Source organism: Brevinema andersonii (genome assembly GCF_900112165.1).
Lineage (GTDB): Bacteria > Spirochaetota > Brevinematia > Brevinematales > Brevinemataceae > Brevinema > Brevinema andersonii.
This window is the reverse complement of the sequence record NZ_FOKY01000001.1, coordinates 1-17,290: the sequence shown is the minus strand read 5'-3', so window position 1 is coordinate 17,290 and position 17,290 is coordinate 1. Positions and strand designations below refer to the sequence as shown.

Sequence of the window (17,290 nt, the reverse complement as noted above, 5' to 3'; positions counted from 1 at the left end):
GGCTGTTATGGATGAATGGAGAGAGTTAATTAAAGATTTTCTTGAAGAAGCTTATATGTTGATTGAGCATCTTGAAGAGGGATTGCTCAATTTGGAAAAAGACCTTGATGATCAAGCAGGCATTGATACGATTTTTAGAGTGGCTCATACTATTAAAGGAGGTGCCGGTGCGGTTGGGTTTGACGATATTCAAAAACTGACGCATATTATGGAAGATGTATTGGATTTAGTCCGCAATAAAAAATACCGCTTTACGCATGATGATATTTCTTTGCTTTTAAAGGTGCGAGACGAATTAGAATTATTATTAAAAGCCTATGAAAAGGGACAAAATCATCCTTTTGAAAAGACGGCACAATTAATTTCTGCTCTGGAAAGCATTAAGGAAAAAGCACTCAATCCTCAAGGTACTGTTGAAGCTGTGCCTGTTGATGAGAGTAATGATGGTTTTGATGCATTACCTATTGCAGCGCGATTTCAGTTGAATAATGATATTTTAGCAGTACTTCAAGGTGCATTGGAATCAGGTGAAGCGATTATGTTTATTGAGATCCGATTCAACCAAGAATATGAAATGAAAGAAGTCGGCCCTTTTGAAATTTTAAATATTATCAATGGATTTGCTGAACCTATTCTTATGAATCCTGATATAGATACAATTGAAGCCGAATATTTTCCTTATTTGAATGTTGTAATTCCAACAGAAGAATCTGTGGAATTCGTAAAAAACAAGCTTATGATGCCGGATGTTGTATCGCGTGTAGATGCTTATGCTTTAGATGACAACTTCTATCAGCGCCTAGAACAAAGTATGTATGGTGATCAAGAATCCGATCTTTTGTCGGTTCCAGAACCTCCACCTCCTATTGAAAGTAATAATGTGGTTCCTTCTGAGGGCAAATCTGTTGAGGTATCCAAACAAAAAACGGTAGAAGAAGAAAAGAAAAATCCTACGCTTCGAGTGGAAAGTTCACGTATTGATGAGCTTTTGAATATTCTTGGAGAGTTGGTGATTATACGCTCTGGTTTGATGCAGTTCAACAGCGACATGGAAAAATCTATGCAGAATATACGCTTGAGTTTGAGGAATTTTTTATCTTCTTCTAACGAGCTTGAACTGAGTGAGGATGCAATTCAAAATTCTCAGCGAAATGCCCTGCTCCGTGAAAGTTTACAGGATGTTGCTGAGAGTATGGACAACTATGGAGAGTATGTTCAACAACTGTCACGTATTTCGGGTACGTTGCAAAGTCAAATGATGCATTTACGTATGGTGCCGGTACAAACGGTTTTTTCGCGTTTTCCACGACTGGTCCGAGATATTGCCAAGCAGCTGGATAAAAAAATAGATTTAATTATAGAAGGCGGCGAAACCGAAATAGATAAAGGGATGATCGATGATTTATATGATCCGTTGATGCACATGATTAGAAATTCTATGGATCATGGTATTGAACTTCCTCAGCAGCGGCTTGCCAGTGGTAAACCTGACATTGGCACTATTAAACTTTCTGCTTATCAAGAGGGAGATAGCATTTTCATTGAAATATCAGATGACGGCAGAGGTATTGATACAGAAAAAATTAAAGAAAAGGCTATCGATAAGGGGTTGATTTCTAGCGAACAAACTCAAACAATGAGTAAACGTGAAATATTATCTTTGATTTTTGCTCCTGGGTTTTCTACAGCCGAACAAGTATCAAATTTGTCAGGTCGAGGTGTTGGCATGGACGTGGTTCGTAAGAAAATTGAAGAATTAGGCGGGTCTGTGTCAATTTCTACTGATTTAGGAAAAGGCACTACTATGCGAGTTCAACTTCCGTTGACGTTGGCAATTATTCAAGGTCTATTAATTTTGATAGGCGGCGTTCACTATGTTATTCCTGTTGCTGCGGTCGAGGAAACAGTTATTCTCGATGTTAAAGCTCTTCATAAACTCAACAGTTACTATGCCTTGGAGTTCAGGGACAAACTGATTCCTCTTATTGCTTTGCCGAAAGTTCTTTATGGAATTGATATATTCAGATCCGATAAATATCGTTATATTGGTATGACAGAAGATCAAATAAAACAAGAACAAAAAACAACATTTTTTTATCAAGAGAATGCTGCAGGATTTTTAGAACAAGTTCCTGAGCCTCAGAAAATTGATCATATGTCTATATACCCTAATACGCAGGAATATTGTATTATTATTAAATATGCAGATAGGCAAATTGGTATAGTGGTATCTGATATTTTGGGAGAACAAGATATTGTGATAAAGCCATTGGATACTAAATTGATCTCAAGTCCCGGATTGGCAGCTGCAACGATCGTTGGAAACGGAGAAATAGGGTTTATTTTAGATATACCTCAAATTGTTCTTTACTACCTCAAACAGCAACAACAATCCCGGTAAGAAAACGGAGGCTCATAATGGAAAATATATCTGATTCTGATGCTTTAATGCAAAAAGCCGGTCATGAAGTATTATTTAATACGATTACATTTGTGCTGGAAAAACAGATTTACGCGGTGAATATTTTGTATATCAGGGATATTGTGATGGGGAAACTTATTTACCGTATACCTAATTCTGATTCTATACTGCTGGGAGTGACCAACTTGCGTGGCGAAATTATTCCGGTATTTTCATTGAAAGAATTTTTAGGTTTTTCTGAAACAAAGTGTGAAAATTTAGAAAAACAAACAGTGATCCAACCTTCTGAAGATGAGTATCTGATAATTATCAAAATTGAAGGCCGACTGTTTGCTATCGCTGTCGATAAAATTCATAAAAATATCGGTATCACTAGTGATATTTATAATGAGGGTTCCTATATGAAAAAATGGGTAAAACATACTATTTTTCAAGGAGTGATTATTGACGGAGAACATAATATTTTGATGCTTGATATTATTTCATTAATGAATTTGCTTGTTGAAAGAAATAATGAAAAAAATAATTGACTTAATGATGCTTTAACATTATAATTTATAACATGTGGCAGTTACAATTTTTGAAAGGAGGAGCCATGTTGATCGATTATATCAATCCTTTTGTAGAAGCAACTTTTGAAGTAATGAGTGAAATTCTCAATACACCGGTGAAACGAGGGCAATTACAACTCAAAAAGTTGGGTGAAGGCATGAAAGGAATTGCTGTCATTATTGGAGTTACAGGAGTGGTTTCGGGGCGGATAGTCTTTGATATGACAGAAGAAGCTGCTTTGAAATTGTCAGAAAAGCTTAATGATGAATCATTTTCCAGTTTTAATGAGTTAGCGCGTAGTACAATTTCAGAAGTTGGAAACATGGTAACTGCACGTGCTGTTACAAAGTTAGCTAAAGAATCCCGTTCTTTCCATTTTAGTCCTCCTACACTTATTGTTGGATCTAATATTTCTATTTTTGAAAGTGAGGATATAGAGGCATTAATAATTCCCATTGATACTGGCTATGGAATTATTGAAATTAATATTGCTTTTAAAGAATAGTTATGATTAAATTAAATAGGGTGTTATTATGAGGGGTTATTATGAAAGTTATTTTTAGTGAAGATGGGCTTCCTACCGGGCAAACAAAATCTGGTCAGCAAATTGGAGTCTTATGTGTCGACGATTCGCAATTTATCCTTAAGCAAATCTCACAAATTTTAGGGTCTCGTAATTTTAATATTGTAGATACAGCGCTCAATGGAGCAGAAGCTCTTATAAAATACAAAGAAAGACAATCTGAGGTTCAATTAATTACTTTAGATATTACTATGCCTGAAATGGATGGATTAACTACTCTTAAAAAACTACGAGAAATGAATCCAAATGTTAATGTGATTATGGTTACAGCCTTGGGTACTGCTGAAACTGTGAAAGAAGCAATAAAATTAGGTGCTAAAGGCTATATTGTAAAACCTTTAAATAGAGAAAAAGTATTAGAAAGAATCGGTAAAATTTTCAGTTAATCTTTTATAAAAACTAAAGAATGCTTCTTTAGTTTTTTTTTATTCTGTGTTATAATATCCCAAAGAGGATATTATGAGAGCTGTTTTATACATACTATTGATACTGCCTAATATAATGTATTCAAGTATATTTATTGATTTTTCTGGTAAAAATTCTTATATTGTTAAAGAATTATTAGCCCAACAGTTATCTAATGTCAATATAGTTATATCATATAATGATCAGCAAGATGTTTCAGATTCAAATTTTACTAAAATATGGGAAATTAGTAGATTACAAAAAAATAATATATATATGCTTATAGATCTGGGCTTGCTATATCAACATTCTTTGATTAATAATTCAAAAAATAAAAAAATATTGCAAAAATTCCTCAATGAAATTTCTTTACAAAATCGTTTGGGATTATTAATTGATATGCATCGAGTTCCTGAATTTTGTCAAGAGTTTTATCAACAAGTAATCAGAAAAACTGTCAAAAAAGTTGTTTTTATCAATACCCTAGATAATAAAAAGTATAATAATCAGAAATTTTGGGATCAATTAAAAAATGATTTTTCTATAGAAAAATTTGATCCTGATATTTTATATTCATTTTATATAAAAAAAGAATATAATAAGAATTTAGGTTTATTATTTCTATTATCATTATATAAAAAAAATGTTTTTGTTCAGGGACAGATTTTTGATAATAAATATGCTTTAGATTTAATAAAAATAGTCTCACAACCAAAATTAAAGTATTATGCTTACAAAATATCTGATACATCTTTTTTAATTTTGACTCCTTTTAATGCATTTGGTATCAATTTATCATCTAATATAGAAGTAATGTCTTTTCAGCATAACATGAAACCAGCATACCGGAAAAGTATTTTTGGTGCTATGCCTGTTTGGGAATATCCTCCGCAGATGCTCGTTTTTCCTGATAGTATAGCAGTATGGAGGTTAAGATGAAGTATATAATGGTATTATTTTTAGGACTTTCAGCCTGCAGTAATTATGCTGAGATTGACAAGTTATATACTCAAGGGGAATTTGAACAAGCTTATAATCTTTTAAAAAATAAAAATATTAATACCCAGAAATATAGAGAATATGAATTGAAATTAGTCATGCAGATTGTGATGAGTGGTAATAAAGATTTTTTACCTTTATTAGATGCGCTTTTATTGCAGTCTCCTCCCGAACAAATGTATGCTTGGCAAGACCTAGCACGAGCATGGATACGTTTTATATCGGCTCAAAATCAGGAAGATTTTCGAGCAGTGCTAGAAATTCTTCCTGATTTTGTGTTCAAAGATCAATCGTTTGAACGTATTCGATTGGCTATGCAGGCCCATGCATTAACAAAGTTGGGAAGATATCAAGAAGTTATTTTTAATTTTGAGGGTAAAAAAAATATAATGCAAAAAAATTCAGAATTATTATATTTACAGGGTAATGCCTATCAATATTTGGGTGATGATCAAAAAGCATTAAATAGCTTTAATGAAGTGTCCAAATTGTCACAGAATGTTACACTTAAAGCTTTAGCAAATTTCAAAATGGCTGAGATTTATGAACACAATAACAATCGCATACAAGCTCAGAAAAATTATTTAGCATCATGGCAATTACAGCCGTATAATGCTGAGTTAAATTTCCGTTTGGGAAAATTGTTAAGTCAACAAGAATACGAAGGGTTGCATCAACGTTTCTACAGAGCAGCTCTCCGATTAGACGAAAATAATGCAGAAGCTTGGTATTATTTGAATCTGCAATAGTATGAGGCTATGTATGAAATATTTTTTATTAGTATTTTTAATAGGAACTGCGTGTACGCAAAATTTTTTGTCTTATGTAAAACAAACACAACCTTTGCCTTTAGTGGATAAAGAACAAATTTTGTCTGAATCAGGATTGATTTTTCCTACAATAGATAAAAAAATAATGAGCACAAATAATAATCAATACAGAAATGTTGAATTATTACCTAATAATAAAAAACCTTTTGCTATTATACAGAATACAAAGGAAATTCCTAAAAATTCAAAATTTATTATTAGAGTTGATATAAAAAATTATCTTCTTGCGATCCCTTATTACTCTAGTCCTAAAATAATTTATAATGCAGATGATAGTATGCCTAATCAGGGAGAATTTCATTTTATTGCAGCTGATGAACCTGGAATAATAAGGATTAGAATTTATGATCAATATGGTATTGTATTTAAAGAAGAAGTTTGGAATATTGAGATTCAGCCTTAATGGTAACTTTTTAGAATCATAATAAGCTTATTTATATACATTTTCTTATAATCTTAGTATTATTTTAATTTGAAATTATTGAGATATAAGCATATTTCTCGGGTAATCTTTCTCCGAATTCAGTAATTAAAATATTTCCTAATTTTACTTTGGGAAGGGTTATTTTGTCAGCTTCATTATTTTATATTTTTTAATAATTTTAAAATATTCTTTTTTTTGCTTTGAGTATAGGCGATACTTGTATGAGTTGTCCTGTTAGGAAAATATACGTGAAGAATTGACAAAATTCTACAGGAATTGCTGTAAAACATAGGACTTACAGCAATTCCAATGCAGGCCGACCAAGATAATGCTCAAAATAATAATGGAAACGATGCATTTAGCATGGTAGGAATCTGGGGGTAGCTATACCAGTTTTTAGATGTGATGAAAATATACCTAACAAAGAATAAAAATAACGGTTTCAACCCGGGTTCAAGCCAGTTGACGGTTTTAATCGTAAATTTCCAAGTTTTCTGCCTTAGCATAGAATGATACAGTTGTTGGTGCTAGGAGTGAGCATAATAATAAAAGATCTCAACAGAAAACATGGAACAGACAACCAATACCATTGGGGAATTGTTATTCTTTTGATTTTTAATAAGATAAAAGTCAATAAAAGCACAGGGAATACTGCAATTGCTTGTTCATGACTGGCACCTGTGTAGAATGCAATCAAACAAAAAATGAGGATATTAATGTTTGTTTCATTTTTGAAAATGTTCAGATAATACTGGATAAATAAAATCATAAGAATAGCAGTAATATAATAAGTACATAATGGAGTAAGATCATAACCGAAAGACATCATAAAAGTAACAAAGGGAAATAAAGCATTAATAAATGTAAATAAAGAAAAGAGAAAAAGTATTTTATTTTGTTACATTGATATATTTCCGGTTCTATAACCCTTAAACTGACATAGAATAAATAAAAATAAGGATGGTTTTGAAGGTATAGAAATAAGGGTATCCTAGTTGTAGGGTATAATGCATTGAGATATGAGTTAAAAAATTTCTTTCCACTGAAGAATCCAAGGATTTCGTGGTACTGCATACTCAAATTCATGGAGAAAATGCACGGGAGACAGTAGACAAGAAAAAAAATAAGTGAAAATTAATGAAAAAATTACTATTCGTTTTACTCTAAAATAAGCATAAAAGCTTCCTAATTATTAATAAAAACAATCCTCGGGAGCCTTTTAAAGTCAAAAAACTCATCGTTTGCCTCCCCTTATGAGCTTTTGGAACGTCCTCCATTCATTCCACGGAACGTACAAGCCACTATGAGCGATATATACTATTCAAGTGCGTGAATGAATGATACGTTTTAGAGCGATAGAGAGTCCATAAACCTCGATAAAGGGAAATTTTTTTATTATAATTAATGCTATTAATATTGTCAAGAATTACTAGAGAAAAATAATAAGAAGCTTATATTTAGCGAAAATAACTTTATTTAGGCACTATTGTTAATTAATATTTTGAAATATAAAATTTGGTAAACTTGACAATATCTTGATAAGAAGATATACTTAAATTATAGAAAAATAGGAGAAAATAATGATTATGAACTATAAAGAACTGGGTTTTGTAAATACTCGTGTAATGTTTGAAGTAGCTGTTAAAGATCAGTTTGCTGTTCCTGCTTTTAATTTCAATAATATGGAGCAGTTGCAAGCTATTGTTATGGCATGTGTAGAAACTCAATCGCCCGTTATTTTACAAGTATCTAAAGGTGCACGTGCTTATGCAAATGAGGTATTATTATCATGGATGGGACGTGGAGCTGTCGAGATGATGAAAGCTTATGCTAAAAAATTGGGGGTAGGAGAAATTCCAATGGCTTTGCACTTAGATCATGGAGATTCTTATGAAACATGTGTTTCTTGTATCGAAAGCGGTTTTTCTTCTGTTATGATTGATGGTTCCCACCTTCCTTACGAAGAAAACGTTGCACTTTCTAGAAAAGTAGCAGATTATGCTCATCAACATAATGTGACCGTTGAGGGGGAATTAGGTGTATTAGCAGGTGTCGAAGATGAAGTATCATCTGATGAACATGTGTATACTCAGCCGGATGAGGTTCAAGATTTTGTTTCGAAAACAGGTGTTGATTCATTGGCTATTGCTATTGGTACGTCTCATGGAGCTTATAAATTCAAACCAGGTCAAAAACCAGAAATTCGTATGGATATTTTGGCGGAAATTGAAAAAAAGATTCCTGGATTTCCTATTGTATTACATGGTTCTTCTTCAGTTCCTCAAGAAGCAGTTGCTTTGATCAATAAATATGGCGGTAAAATTAAAGATTCAATCGGTATCCCTGAAGAACAACTTTGGAAAGCTGCACATTCTGCAGTATGCAAAGTAAATATTGATTCGGATTCTCGTCTAGTAATGACTGCTTATATCAGAAAAGAATTTGCAGAACATCCGGAAGAATTTGATCCTCGAAAATATTTAGGTCCAGCTCGTGAAGCAATGAAGGAACTTTATAAGCATAAAACTGAAAAAGTCTTGAATTCTGGAGGAAAAGCACCTATTATTATGGAAGCATTAAATAAAACTAAATAGTCTCCGAATTCGGAGACTATTCTGATTGTAAAGCTCTTGTTTTTGCTAATATATCTGCTCTTTCATTATATATATGGCCTATATGTGCACAAATTTTAACCCATGTGATTTCAATATCGTATGTTAATAATTGTTGTATATAAAATTTAGCAATGTGGCTTTGAGCTTTCCATTTTTTTGTTGCCCACATTTCTAATCCTTGATAATCATAGAAAATAGTAATAGAGGGAATATTATTTTCTTTAGCAAAATTTAAAGCAGCTAATACTGCTTGAACTTCTCCTGCTATTTGCCGTGTTCCTTCTTCTGAAAAAATATCTGCTAAACCTGAATCTTCTTTGATAACATTGCCATTCTCTACTAATACCAATCCCCATGCTGTATGTTCGTTAATGTAAGTGCCATCAACGTATGCACATAAGCCGATGATATTTTGTTCTTGAGGGTAATTATATTGGTGCCATAATAAGCTAATTATTTCTTTGGATGGTTCGGGAAGTTCATGGGTACCTAATGAAAAACTATTTTTCGAAGGTTTATGATATAGAATGATAGTACCATAAGCAGTTTTGATTTTAACATGATAATCTCGAAAAGATTCTTCATTTAAGGTGCTCTTGATATTTTGAGAATTCAAAAAATCAATTAATTTCTGACTTTCGATATATAGTTCTTGTTTGCTTTTCGTCATGGGTTTCTTCCAATTTGACAAAACTTATTCTCTTCTTTACAATAAGAAAAAATTTGGAGAAAAATATGTCTGTCAACCATTATTTTGATATTAAAGATATTATGGCACTGCTTCCACATCGTTTTCCTATGCTTTTAGTGGATAGAATCTTAGAAGTTAATGAGGAAGATGGTAAAGGTCTCAAGAATGTGACCATCAATGAAAATTTTTTTAATGGTCATTTTCCTGATGCCCCTGTTATGCCTGGAGTACTAATCGTTGAAGGAATGGCTCAATGTGCAGGTTTTATTGCTCTTACCCAACTCAAAAACCGTTATCCTTTGTTAGATACTGCAGGGATTTTAATGTTTTTTATAAGCATTGACGGTGTGAAGTTTAGACGTCCTGTACTCCCGGGTGATCAGTTGGAATATCATGTTTTGATCACTAAAAGACGGGAGAGTATTTCTACTGACGGAAAAACTTTTTCTCGAGTAGTTAATAGTATGGATACCAAAGCTTTTGTCAATAACGAATTATCTTGTGAGTGTTCTATGAGTGCAATGATGACTCCTAGGAACTATGCTCCTGCTTAATTATAGGGATAATATACTATCAATGCTGTGTATTTTAAAATCTTTATTGATTTTGCGTACTAACCCTCGAATAATGCTGCTTTGATTGACTTCTATCCCTTCATTGTATCCTTTGTCATATAACATAGTAACTATTTTTACCCATTGTACAGGTTTTTTTATTTGGAGTGCTAATAGTTCTTTTGCTTGGTTTGTTATATAAAATTCTGCAGTGACATCGGAAGCTACAGGGCATATTCCTTCTTTTATAGTGAAGTTGGAGATAAATTCTTTAAAATTATATGCTGCATCATCCATAAGCCGAGAATGAAATGCACCGCTGACGGCTAATGGCACTATTTTGGATGCACCTAACTCCAAAGCTTTTTCTGATGCTGCTTGTACCCCTTCTTTTAGGCCAGAAATAACAATTTGACCGGGAGCATTGAAATTAACAGGTTCTACGTAAGCAGTTTTGGAAATTTCTTGGCAAATATCGACAACTTGTTGATCATTTAATCCTAATATTGCAGTCATGCTGCCTTTTTGTTCTGGATCACAAGCAGCCATAAGTTCTCCACGTTTTCTGACGATTTTTAAGGTATCTTCAAAAGAGAGCATTTCTGCAGCCAATAATGCTGAAAATTCGCCCAATGAATGACCTGCTGCTACAGTAGGAATATATCCTTTTTCTTTTAAAATCTTAGTTAAAATATATTGATAAGTAATAATAGCAGGTTGTGCATTTTTCGTGTCTGTAAGCTCTGATTCAGGGCCCTGAAAGCAAAGTTTTTTGAGGTCGAAACCTAAAGTATCATTGGCTTGTTCGAATATGGATCCAGCAACAGAATAATAAGTCATCAGATTGGTGCCCATACCTATGAATTGACTACCTTGGCCTGGATAAAAAAATACCATAAGATTCCTCCTTAATGCTGCGCTCTATTATATATTATTTTGTTTGTTTATTCAAGTATTTGCATATATCATTACAAGTGGTTATATAGATTCCTCAATGCAGGGGCTTTTTTAGTAAAAAATTTGATACTGCGTTTCAGAATTCCAGCACTATAGGCTAAAAAATACCGTAATTTATGATATATATTATTTTTGATACATATGTTTTCTCGAGACAAAATGGTTTGTCTGTTTGTCATGCAGGCACCGCAATGGATCACCAAACTATATTTTCCGATAGAATCTGGAAAATCGTTCCCCATAAGAAAATCAATTTCAGGCATAAAACCAAGCAAGTTGTTAAGAGCGTTCGGTATTTTGAAACGGCCTATATCTTCACAGCTGATATTGTGAGAACAACTTTCCGCGATAGCAATGCGATGATGTGGTTTCAGAGACGATAAAGCTAGAATCCCTTCTACAAAATGCGAAAGATTGCCTTTGTAGCGTGCAAACAAAATAGAAAAACTAGTCAAAGCAATGTGTTCAGGAACTATTTGATTGATATGAGAAAAAGCTTGAGAGTCTGTGATGACCAAATCAACAGCAAAATTCAGACGCTCTAGACATAATAATTCTGTATCGCGTACTACTGTGATTTTGAATCCATGATCCAAAGCGTCTCGTATTACTTGGACCTGAGGATTAATAATGCGGCCTTTTGGAGCTTTGCTGTCAATTGGAATTACAAGCATTATTCTTGATCCGTATGGTAAGCAGTCCCCAATTAATGTTTGTTCCTCTTTTTCTGTGTTGATATATTCTGTTAATGTTTCAATGAAGTTTGCTAAAGATTGTTTATCATATTGAATAATCACAGCAAGATCGGTACTTTCTATAGCTTTTAGTGTAGCACCTATTCGTGCATCGCCTAAGCTGCTGGCATCACCGAATCTTGCTGTATCAATAAAAACAACTGACCCTGCATCTAATAATTCAAAATTTTTCCGTACAGGATCTGTAGTAGTACCAGGTTGAGAACTAACGATAGAAATATTTTGTCCAATAATAGCGTTCATTAATGAAGACTTACCACTATTTGTATGGCCTAGAAAACTAATATGAATTCTTTCACCGCGTGGAGTTTTAGAGTTTTTCATTTAGTGGGCAATTAAATTAATAATCGGGATACTTTTTTCTAACAAGCCGTTGTCTATTAAAAATTGCTGTGTTTCTTCTAAATCTTTGATGTCACTTTCTTTTATTTCAGGATCAAAATTGTACCAAGGTAACATAGATATTACTTCATCTTCTGATAAACCAACTTCGTTTGCTGTTAATGAAATAGCTTCAGGCATATTTTGCCTCATAAAATCGATACTTTCGCGATGAATTTCCAGGAATTTTTGAATTATATCAGGGTGTTTTCTGACAATATCACCTCGGACTGCTATGACAGTAGATCCTTCAAGTAAATTTTCGCCATTCATGATTTCGCGAGCTCCTTGTTTTTCGGCTGCTAGAGTTGCTGCTCCACCTAATAGAGCTGCATCTATATCACCGCTAAGCATACTATTTAATGCTTCTGGGATGCCCATGGAGACGAATTCTATATCGCTTAAAGTCATATTTTCTTTTTGGAGGCCTGCTATCAGCAATTGATGTAGAATCGTCCCTTTTGGACCGCCGATTTTTTTCCCTTTAAGATCCTTAATTGATCTTACTGCTGAATTTTTTGTTTGCAGCATATAAGCTTTAGGTGCTCTTCCGAACATTCCGATAACTTTAATATCGGCACCATTTGCTGCAGCAAGAATGGCAGATGTACCCCCCAAAACGGTTGCAAAATCAACAGAACCAGCAGCCATTGCTTCTGTTTGCTGAGCTCCTGAATTGATTTCTGCATAGTTTACAATGATATTTTTTTCTTTGAATCCATCTACAAACATATTTTTTTTATAAGCAATAATAGCTGGTGTATTTAAGGGCGATTTTACATAAGTAAGAGTCAATTTCGAAAGAGGAGTGTTTCCGCTGCAGCCTACTACAAACAAAAATGCTCCTATAATTTTGAAAATTTTACACATAATACCTCTCCTTTATATGATTTTGTTTAAAATTATTTTTTTTAATTCAGAAGATGCTATAGAAGAATTTCGCTCAGCATGAGTTAAATTATTTTCTATTGTTTGCTTTACTCTGCCTTGGCTGAGAATAATAATTTTATCAGCCAGAAATACTGCTTCATCAATATTGTGCGTGATAAATATAATTCCTACTTGTTCCAGTGTAGCGATATACAATAATTTTTTTTGCATATCATGGCGAGTAAAATAATCTAAAGCAGCAAATGGTTCATCCATCAATAGAATATTTGGTTTATAATGTAAAGCACGACCTAAAGCTACTTTTTGTGCCATTCCTCCAGAAATTTGGTGGGGATATAAGTCTTTAAAAGATGTTAATTCTAATATTTCCAATAGTTTATTGCAATATTCATAATCCTTTTCCCCGAAAAACATAATATTTTCTGCAACGGTGAGCCAAGGAAATAATCTTGTTTCCTGAAATACAGTTGCTGTTTTGGTATAGTGGGGGATAACTAAGTGTCCAGAAGTAGGTGTTGTAAGTTTGTTAATAATACGTAGTAGGGTTGTTTTTCCGCTACCGCTTTTCCCAACAATTGTAGTAATTTGGTTGGTAGGGATGCTGATCGATAGATTATTGAGTGCATAAAAATCATGATTGTCAACCTTGAAAACTTTAGTGATATTAGTAAGATCTATATTCGACATATTTTGTATCCTGTGGAACTCCGTGCGGTAAAAGACCTAACAGCCATGAAAAAAGGTTATCAATTGCTGCACCAATGAATCCTAAACTAAAAATACCAACAATAATCACGGGTGATTGGGATAGTTCCCGTGCATCTAAAATCATATAACCTAATCCCGCACTAGCAGCGATCATTTCAGCTCCAATCAATGAACGCCATGCATAAGTAAGTCCAAGCTGTAATCCCATGATAATGGAAGGTAGTACTGACGGAATAATAATACGCTTAAGAATTTCGTTATTGGACATATTTATAGATTTGCCGACTTCAATTAGTTTAGGGTCGCAATAAGTAATACTATTCAGCGTATTAAAAAAAATGGGTAGAAAACTAACAAGGAATACAACAACAATTTTAGAAATTTCGCCAATCCCAAACCATAAAATAAGCAATGAAATTATAGCTACTGGAGGTATATGTCTCAAAAATTCTAATATTAATTTGCTGTAGATATAAAATGTAGGATAAAAATAAAAAATTAAGACACAACTAAAACTGACGGAAACTGCTAATATAAATCCTATGAAAACCCTGTATAAACTGATTATTATGTGCTTCAATAATTGGCCGTTAAGGCACATCTTGAAAAAGGCAGATAATACGGCAGAAGGTGAAGGTAATAAATAACTATTAAACCATGATAATTCTGAACCTATCTGCCATATTAATATTAAAATTACAGGTATTAATATTTGTTTGTATATATTTTTTATCATCTTGACATTCCTGTTCTATTCTAACAAATTTTTAGTAGAAATATCAAGATGATAATGGAGATTATTTTGAAACAACTAATTGTTGATCATGTCTATCGATAATTAAAGCAATGGCACCATCGCCTGTAACATTTAACGCTGTCCCAAAGCTATCTTGAGCAATGTATAAAGCGATCATCAAACTGAGCATTTCAGGCGAAAATCCCAACATTGATTCGAGAATTCCAAGGGATGCCATCACAGCGCCTCCTGGAATACCTGGAGCTGCAACAACCATTAATCCTAACATCATAATAAATCCTGCCATTGATGAAAAAGGAATTTCGGTTCCTTGAAGTTTCAATATTGCCATAGCGCAAGTAGTTAAAGTAATAGCACTGCCAGATAGGTGTATATTAGCACATAACGGTGCAGTGAATTCAGCAATATTGTTGCGAATGCCGTTTTGTTTCATTTGCTGAATAGTAATGGGAATAGTAGCAGCGGATGATTGTGTACCTAATGCCGCGAAATAGGCAGGTAGCATATTTTTGATGCATTCTAAGGGATTTTTTTTCGCATAGATACCTGCAACAGCATACTGAATCATCAAAGCTGTAAAGTGCAATGCAATAACTAGTAAGAAAACTTTTCCGAAAGTTCCCATGATGGTAAATAACTGACCTGATTGTGTCATTGTTGCAAAGATTCCGACAATATGAATAGGCAATAGAGGAATAATGACTTTAGTGATGAAATTTTCGATGATTACAAAAAAATCATAAGTACTTTTTTTGAGTACAGAAGAGTCATTCATTTTTGAGAGTCCGACACCCAAAATAAAAGCCAGCACCAAGGATGATGTTACTGAAAGAACTGGAGGCATATCAATAGTAAAATATGCGGAAAGAGAACTGTGTGGATCCAGTACTCCTATACTCATGTTGGATAGGATATAAGGAAAAACATTAGAATTGACAAAAAATGCTAAAAATCCAGCAAAAATGGAGGAAACATAAGCTAACATGATAGTAGCAAAAAGAATTTTTCCAGAATTTCCACCTAATTGTGCAATTCCATTGGTAATAAATGCAAGAATCAACAGAGGAACAGTAAATTTGAGAAGATTACCGAAAATGGAAGAAAATGTCGCGAAAATACGAATAAGAACTTCATTTCCAGTAAATCCTATTGCGATACCTGCTAAAATGCCTAAAATAATATGCAAAAGTAACCCTAAGTTATTTTTTTTCTTCATCATTTCCTCCTCGGGAAATTTATTTATTCTTTATTATAGGATGTATTATCATGAATGTAAAATCTTTTTTCTAAATATGCTGAAAAATATAAAAAAGTACTTTTATTGTTATTTTTTTGTGGTTATGTTATAATCATCTTTCTAGAATGCAGGTATTTTTATGCAAAAAACGTTTTTTGGTCGACTTTGCAACGGCACGGATGTATATTGTTATACTTTGAAAAATCAGTATATAACAGCAAAAATTCTCAATTATGGTGCGATTATTAAGGAACTATTGATTAGAGAAAGAAATACTGTTTTAGGTTACAATACCTTAGCGGAATATGAAACAGATTCATACTATCTTGGTGCTGTTATAGGACGTGTTGCTGGAAGAATTTCAGATGGCCAGTTAATCGTTTCGGATCAGACATATCAACTTGAGCAAAATAATGGTAATAATCATCTTCATGGCGGGAATCAAGGATTTCATAAAAAAGTTTGGAGTGTGTTGGAATATTCGTCAGATAAAATCAGCTTGACTTATCATTCGTTGCATATGGAAGAAAATTATCCTGGCAATGTTGATATAGTTATTGAGTACAGGCTTGAAGGTACAACTTTTATTTTGGAATATCAAGCCCAATCTGATAGAGAAACCGTAATAAATTTAACAAATCATTCTTATTTTAATCTTGGTGATAGGCTTGAAGATATTTCCCAGCACTTTCTTCAAATTAACGCTGAGCAATTTTACATCCTTGATGCTAATTATATTCCTAAAGAACTATCTTTTGTTAACGACACCCCTTTTGATTTTCGAAAATTACATAGGATTCAGGAAAGATTATCTCAACCTCATGAACAATTGTCATTTGCAAGAGGCTATGATCATTTATTTGTTCTGCAAGAAATTGAACCTCAAGTTATTTTGTTGTCTCCCGATCAAAATCTTATGCTTTGTGCCTCGACAAATCAAAAATACATGATTTTTTATACAGGAAACTTTCTAGGGACTGATAATACTTCATTTATATGCCGACAAGGTCTATGCTTAGAAATGCAGTCTATTAATCAATTTGGTCTTATATCTATAAATCCTGCTGTACTTTATCATCACATTACAAAATGGAATTTCCAAAGTAGATAATATGTTTTATATTGACAAAATTTTAATAATCATGTAAAATGATACTCTGTGGAGAGGTGGCTGAGTGGTCGAAAGCGGCGGTCTTGAAAACCGTTGTACAGCAATGTACCGGGGGTTCGAATCCCTCTCTCTCCGAACATAAGTTCTAAGTAGTTGATATATAACGATTTAGAACTTTTATTTTACCCCTACACTTCCTGAAAATCGGGACATCTTGCCCGTTCAAAGAATTTGAATGAGACTGTTGAGAACATTTTTCTGAGAAATTGCACCTGAAAATTTCATAGATTCTCAAAACATACTTTCCCCGGTTCCATAGTAGGAACCGAATTTTGATAACTCTCTCTGTAAACTTAACTTATATTATACATTTCAATAAAATATCCGTAAATTTGAAACGGAATAGATGTTAGGGTTG

18 protein-coding genes and 1 tRNA gene are annotated in these 17,290 nt (G+C 33.3%); 11 read left to right on the top strand and 8 right to left on the bottom strand.

Features of this window, described 5'->3' with window-relative positions:
* Nucleotides 1–7 precede the first annotated feature (7 nt).
* The 7 genes from BM018_RS00090 (at nucleotide 8) to BM018_RS00060 (ending at nucleotide 6,194) form a co-directional block, all read left to right on the top strand.
* Complete coding sequence (locus BM018_RS00090) at nucleotides 8–2,401, top strand: ATP-binding protein (RefSeq protein WP_092316860.1); 2,394 nt, start codon at nucleotides 8–10, stop codon at nucleotides 2,399–2,401.
* Between the two features lie 17 nt (nucleotides 2,402–2,418).
* Entirely contained in the window at nucleotides 2,419–2,952 is a 534-nt protein-coding gene (locus BM018_RS00085) for a chemotaxis protein CheW (protein ID WP_092316857.1), read from the top strand.
* A 65-nt stretch (nucleotides 2,953–3,017) separates the two neighbouring features.
* Nucleotides 3,018–3,479 carry a chemotaxis protein CheX gene (locus BM018_RS00080; RefSeq protein ID WP_159428096.1) on the top strand — a complete coding sequence of 154 codons (462 nt, stop codon included), beginning with the start codon at nucleotides 3,018–3,020 and terminating at the stop codon, nucleotides 3,477–3,479.
* A 41-nt stretch (nucleotides 3,480–3,520) separates the two neighbouring features.
* Entirely contained in the window at nucleotides 3,521–3,943 is a 423-nt protein-coding gene (locus BM018_RS00075; protein WP_092316849.1) for a response regulator, read from the top strand.
* A 73-nt stretch (nucleotides 3,944–4,016) separates the two neighbouring features.
* Nucleotides 4,017–4,901, top strand: a complete 885-nt coding sequence (locus BM018_RS00070) for a hypothetical protein (protein WP_092316846.1) — start codon at nucleotides 4,017–4,019, stop codon at nucleotides 4,899–4,901.
* Entirely contained in the window at nucleotides 4,898–5,710 is an 813-nt protein-coding gene (locus BM018_RS00065) for a tetratricopeptide repeat protein (protein WP_092316843.1), read from the top strand. The genes BM018_RS00070 and BM018_RS00065 overlap by 4 nt, the downstream gene beginning before the upstream one ends.
* 13 nt (nucleotides 5,711–5,723) lie before the next feature.
* A complete protein-coding gene (locus BM018_RS00060; RefSeq protein WP_092316840.1) occupies nucleotides 5,724–6,194 on the top strand; it encodes a hypothetical protein in 471 nt (156 codons plus the stop codon).
* Nucleotides 6,195–6,714: 520 nt separating this feature from the next.
* Here BM018_RS00060 and BM018_RS07520 read toward each other — a convergent pair.
* Nucleotides 6,715–7,044 (bottom strand): DUF6056 family protein, encoded by a 330-nt coding sequence (locus BM018_RS07520; protein ID WP_143280348.1) that lies wholly within the window; start codon nucleotides 7,042–7,044, stop codon nucleotides 6,715–6,717.
* A gap of 751 nt (nucleotides 7,045–7,795) precedes the next feature.
* On the opposite strand from BM018_RS07520, the gene BM018_RS00055 reads away from it, so the two are divergent.
* Entirely contained in the window at nucleotides 7,796–8,809 is a 1,014-nt protein-coding gene (locus BM018_RS00055; protein WP_092316836.1) for a class II fructose-bisphosphate aldolase, read from the top strand.
* 16 nt (nucleotides 8,810–8,825) lie between these two features.
* Here BM018_RS00055 and BM018_RS00050 read toward each other — a convergent pair whose 3' ends face one another.
* Entirely contained in the window at nucleotides 8,826–9,500 is a 675-nt protein-coding gene (locus BM018_RS00050; protein WP_092316834.1) for an RNase H family protein, read from the bottom strand.
* A 65-nt stretch (nucleotides 9,501–9,565) separates the two neighbouring features.
* Here BM018_RS00050 and fabZ point away from each other — a divergent pair, with 65 nt between their 5' ends.
* Complete coding sequence (fabZ, locus tag BM018_RS00045; RefSeq protein WP_092316831.1) at nucleotides 9,566–10,075, top strand: 3-hydroxyacyl-ACP dehydratase FabZ; 510 nt, start codon at nucleotides 9,566–9,568, stop codon at nucleotides 10,073–10,075.
* On the opposite strand, the gene fabD is transcribed toward fabZ, so the two are convergent.
* From fabD to BM018_RS00015, 6 genes are all read right to left on the bottom strand, one after another.
* A complete protein-coding gene (gene fabD / locus BM018_RS00040) occupies nucleotides 10,076–10,972 on the bottom strand; it encodes an ACP S-malonyltransferase (protein ID WP_092316828.1) in 897 nt (298 codons plus the stop codon).
* Nucleotides 10,973–11,043: 71 nt separating this feature from the next.
* On the bottom strand, nucleotides 11,044–12,111 hold the full coding sequence (locus BM018_RS00035) for a GTPase (RefSeq protein ID WP_092316825.1): 1,068 nt from the start codon (nucleotides 12,109–12,111) through the stop codon (nucleotides 11,044–11,046).
* Complete coding sequence (locus tag BM018_RS00030) at nucleotides 12,112–13,038, bottom strand: ABC transporter substrate-binding protein (protein WP_092316823.1); 927 nt, start codon at nucleotides 13,036–13,038, stop codon at nucleotides 12,112–12,114.
* Between the two features lie 12 nt (nucleotides 13,039–13,050).
* Entirely contained in the window at nucleotides 13,051–13,746 is a 696-nt protein-coding gene (locus BM018_RS00025) for an ABC transporter ATP-binding protein (RefSeq protein ID WP_092316820.1), read from the bottom strand.
* Entirely contained in the window at nucleotides 13,724–14,503 is a 780-nt protein-coding gene (locus BM018_RS00020; RefSeq protein WP_092316817.1) for an ABC transporter permease, read from the bottom strand. Before BM018_RS00020 ends, BM018_RS00025 begins: the two co-directional genes overlap by 23 nt.
* Before the next feature lie 61 nt (nucleotides 14,504–14,564).
* Nucleotides 14,565–15,740, bottom strand: a complete 1,176-nt coding sequence (locus BM018_RS00015) for a dicarboxylate/amino acid:cation symporter (protein WP_092316814.1) — start codon at nucleotides 15,738–15,740, stop codon at nucleotides 14,565–14,567.
* 160 nt (nucleotides 15,741–15,900) lie between these two features.
* Here BM018_RS00015 and BM018_RS00010 point away from each other — a divergent pair, with 160 nt between their 5' ends.
* Nucleotides 15,901–16,872: an aldose epimerase family protein gene (locus BM018_RS00010; protein ID WP_092316811.1), complete on the top strand. Its 972-nt coding sequence runs from the start codon at nucleotides 15,901–15,903 to the stop codon at nucleotides 16,870–16,872.
* 50 nt (nucleotides 16,873–16,922) lie between these two features.
* Nucleotides 16,923–17,007 (top strand) — tRNA-Ser (locus BM018_RS00005).
* The last annotated feature ends 283 nt before the right edge of the window (nucleotides 17,008–17,290 follow it).

What these genes read in the sequence shown, in the direction of transcription:
- BM018_RS00090 (WP_092316860.1), top strand. Translation starts at nt 8, where the DNA reads ATGGATGAATGGAGAGAGTTAATTAAAGATTTTCTTGAAGAAGCTTAT.
- BM018_RS00085 (WP_092316857.1), top strand. Translation starts at nt 2,419, where the DNA reads ATGGAAAATATATCTGATTCTGATGCTTTAATGCAAAAAGCCGGTCAT.
- BM018_RS00080 (WP_159428096.1), top strand. Translation starts at nt 3,018, where the DNA reads ATGTTGATCGATTATATCAATCCTTTTGTAGAAGCAACTTTTGAAGTA.
- BM018_RS00075 (WP_092316849.1), top strand. Translation starts at nt 3,521, where the DNA reads ATGAAAGTTATTTTTAGTGAAGATGGGCTTCCTACCGGGCAAACAAAA.
- BM018_RS00070 (WP_092316846.1), top strand. Translation starts at nt 4,017, where the DNA reads ATGAGAGCTGTTTTATACATACTATTGATACTGCCTAATATAATGTAT.
- BM018_RS00065 (WP_092316843.1), top strand. Translation starts at nt 4,898, where the DNA reads ATGAAGTATATAATGGTATTATTTTTAGGACTTTCAGCCTGCAGTAAT.
- BM018_RS00060 (WP_092316840.1), top strand. Translation starts at nt 5,724, where the DNA reads ATGAAATATTTTTTATTAGTATTTTTAATAGGAACTGCGTGTACGCAA.
- BM018_RS07520 (WP_143280348.1), bottom strand. Translation starts at nt 7,044, where the DNA reads ATGATGTCTTTCGGTTATGATCTTACTCCATTATGTACTTATTATATT.
- BM018_RS00055 (WP_092316836.1), top strand. Translation starts at nt 7,796, where the DNA reads ATGATTATGAACTATAAAGAACTGGGTTTTGTAAATACTCGTGTAATG.
- BM018_RS00050 (WP_092316834.1), bottom strand. Translation starts at nt 9,500, where the DNA reads ATGACGAAAAGCAAACAAGAACTATATATCGAAAGTCAGAAATTAATT.
- fabZ (WP_092316831.1), top strand. Translation starts at nt 9,566, where the DNA reads ATGTCTGTCAACCATTATTTTGATATTAAAGATATTATGGCACTGCTT.
- fabD (WP_092316828.1), bottom strand. Translation starts at nt 10,972, where the DNA reads ATGGTATTTTTTTATCCAGGCCAAGGTAGTCAATTCATAGGTATGGGC.
- BM018_RS00035 (WP_092316825.1), bottom strand. Translation starts at nt 12,111, where the DNA reads ATGAAAAACTCTAAAACTCCACGCGGTGAAAGAATTCATATTAGTTTT.
- BM018_RS00030 (WP_092316823.1), bottom strand. Translation starts at nt 13,038, where the DNA reads ATGTGTAAAATTTTCAAAATTATAGGAGCATTTTTGTTTGTAGTAGGC.
- BM018_RS00025 (WP_092316820.1), bottom strand. Translation starts at nt 13,746, where the DNA reads ATGTCGAATATAGATCTTACTAATATCACTAAAGTTTTCAAGGTTGAC.
- BM018_RS00020 (WP_092316817.1), bottom strand. Translation starts at nt 14,503, where the DNA reads ATGATAAAAAATATATACAAACAAATATTAATACCTGTAATTTTAATA.
- BM018_RS00015 (WP_092316814.1), bottom strand. Translation starts at nt 15,740, where the DNA reads ATGAAGAAAAAAAATAACTTAGGGTTACTTTTGCATATTATTTTAGGC.
- BM018_RS00010 (WP_092316811.1), top strand. Translation starts at nt 15,901, where the DNA reads ATGCAAAAAACGTTTTTTGGTCGACTTTGCAACGGCACGGATGTATAT.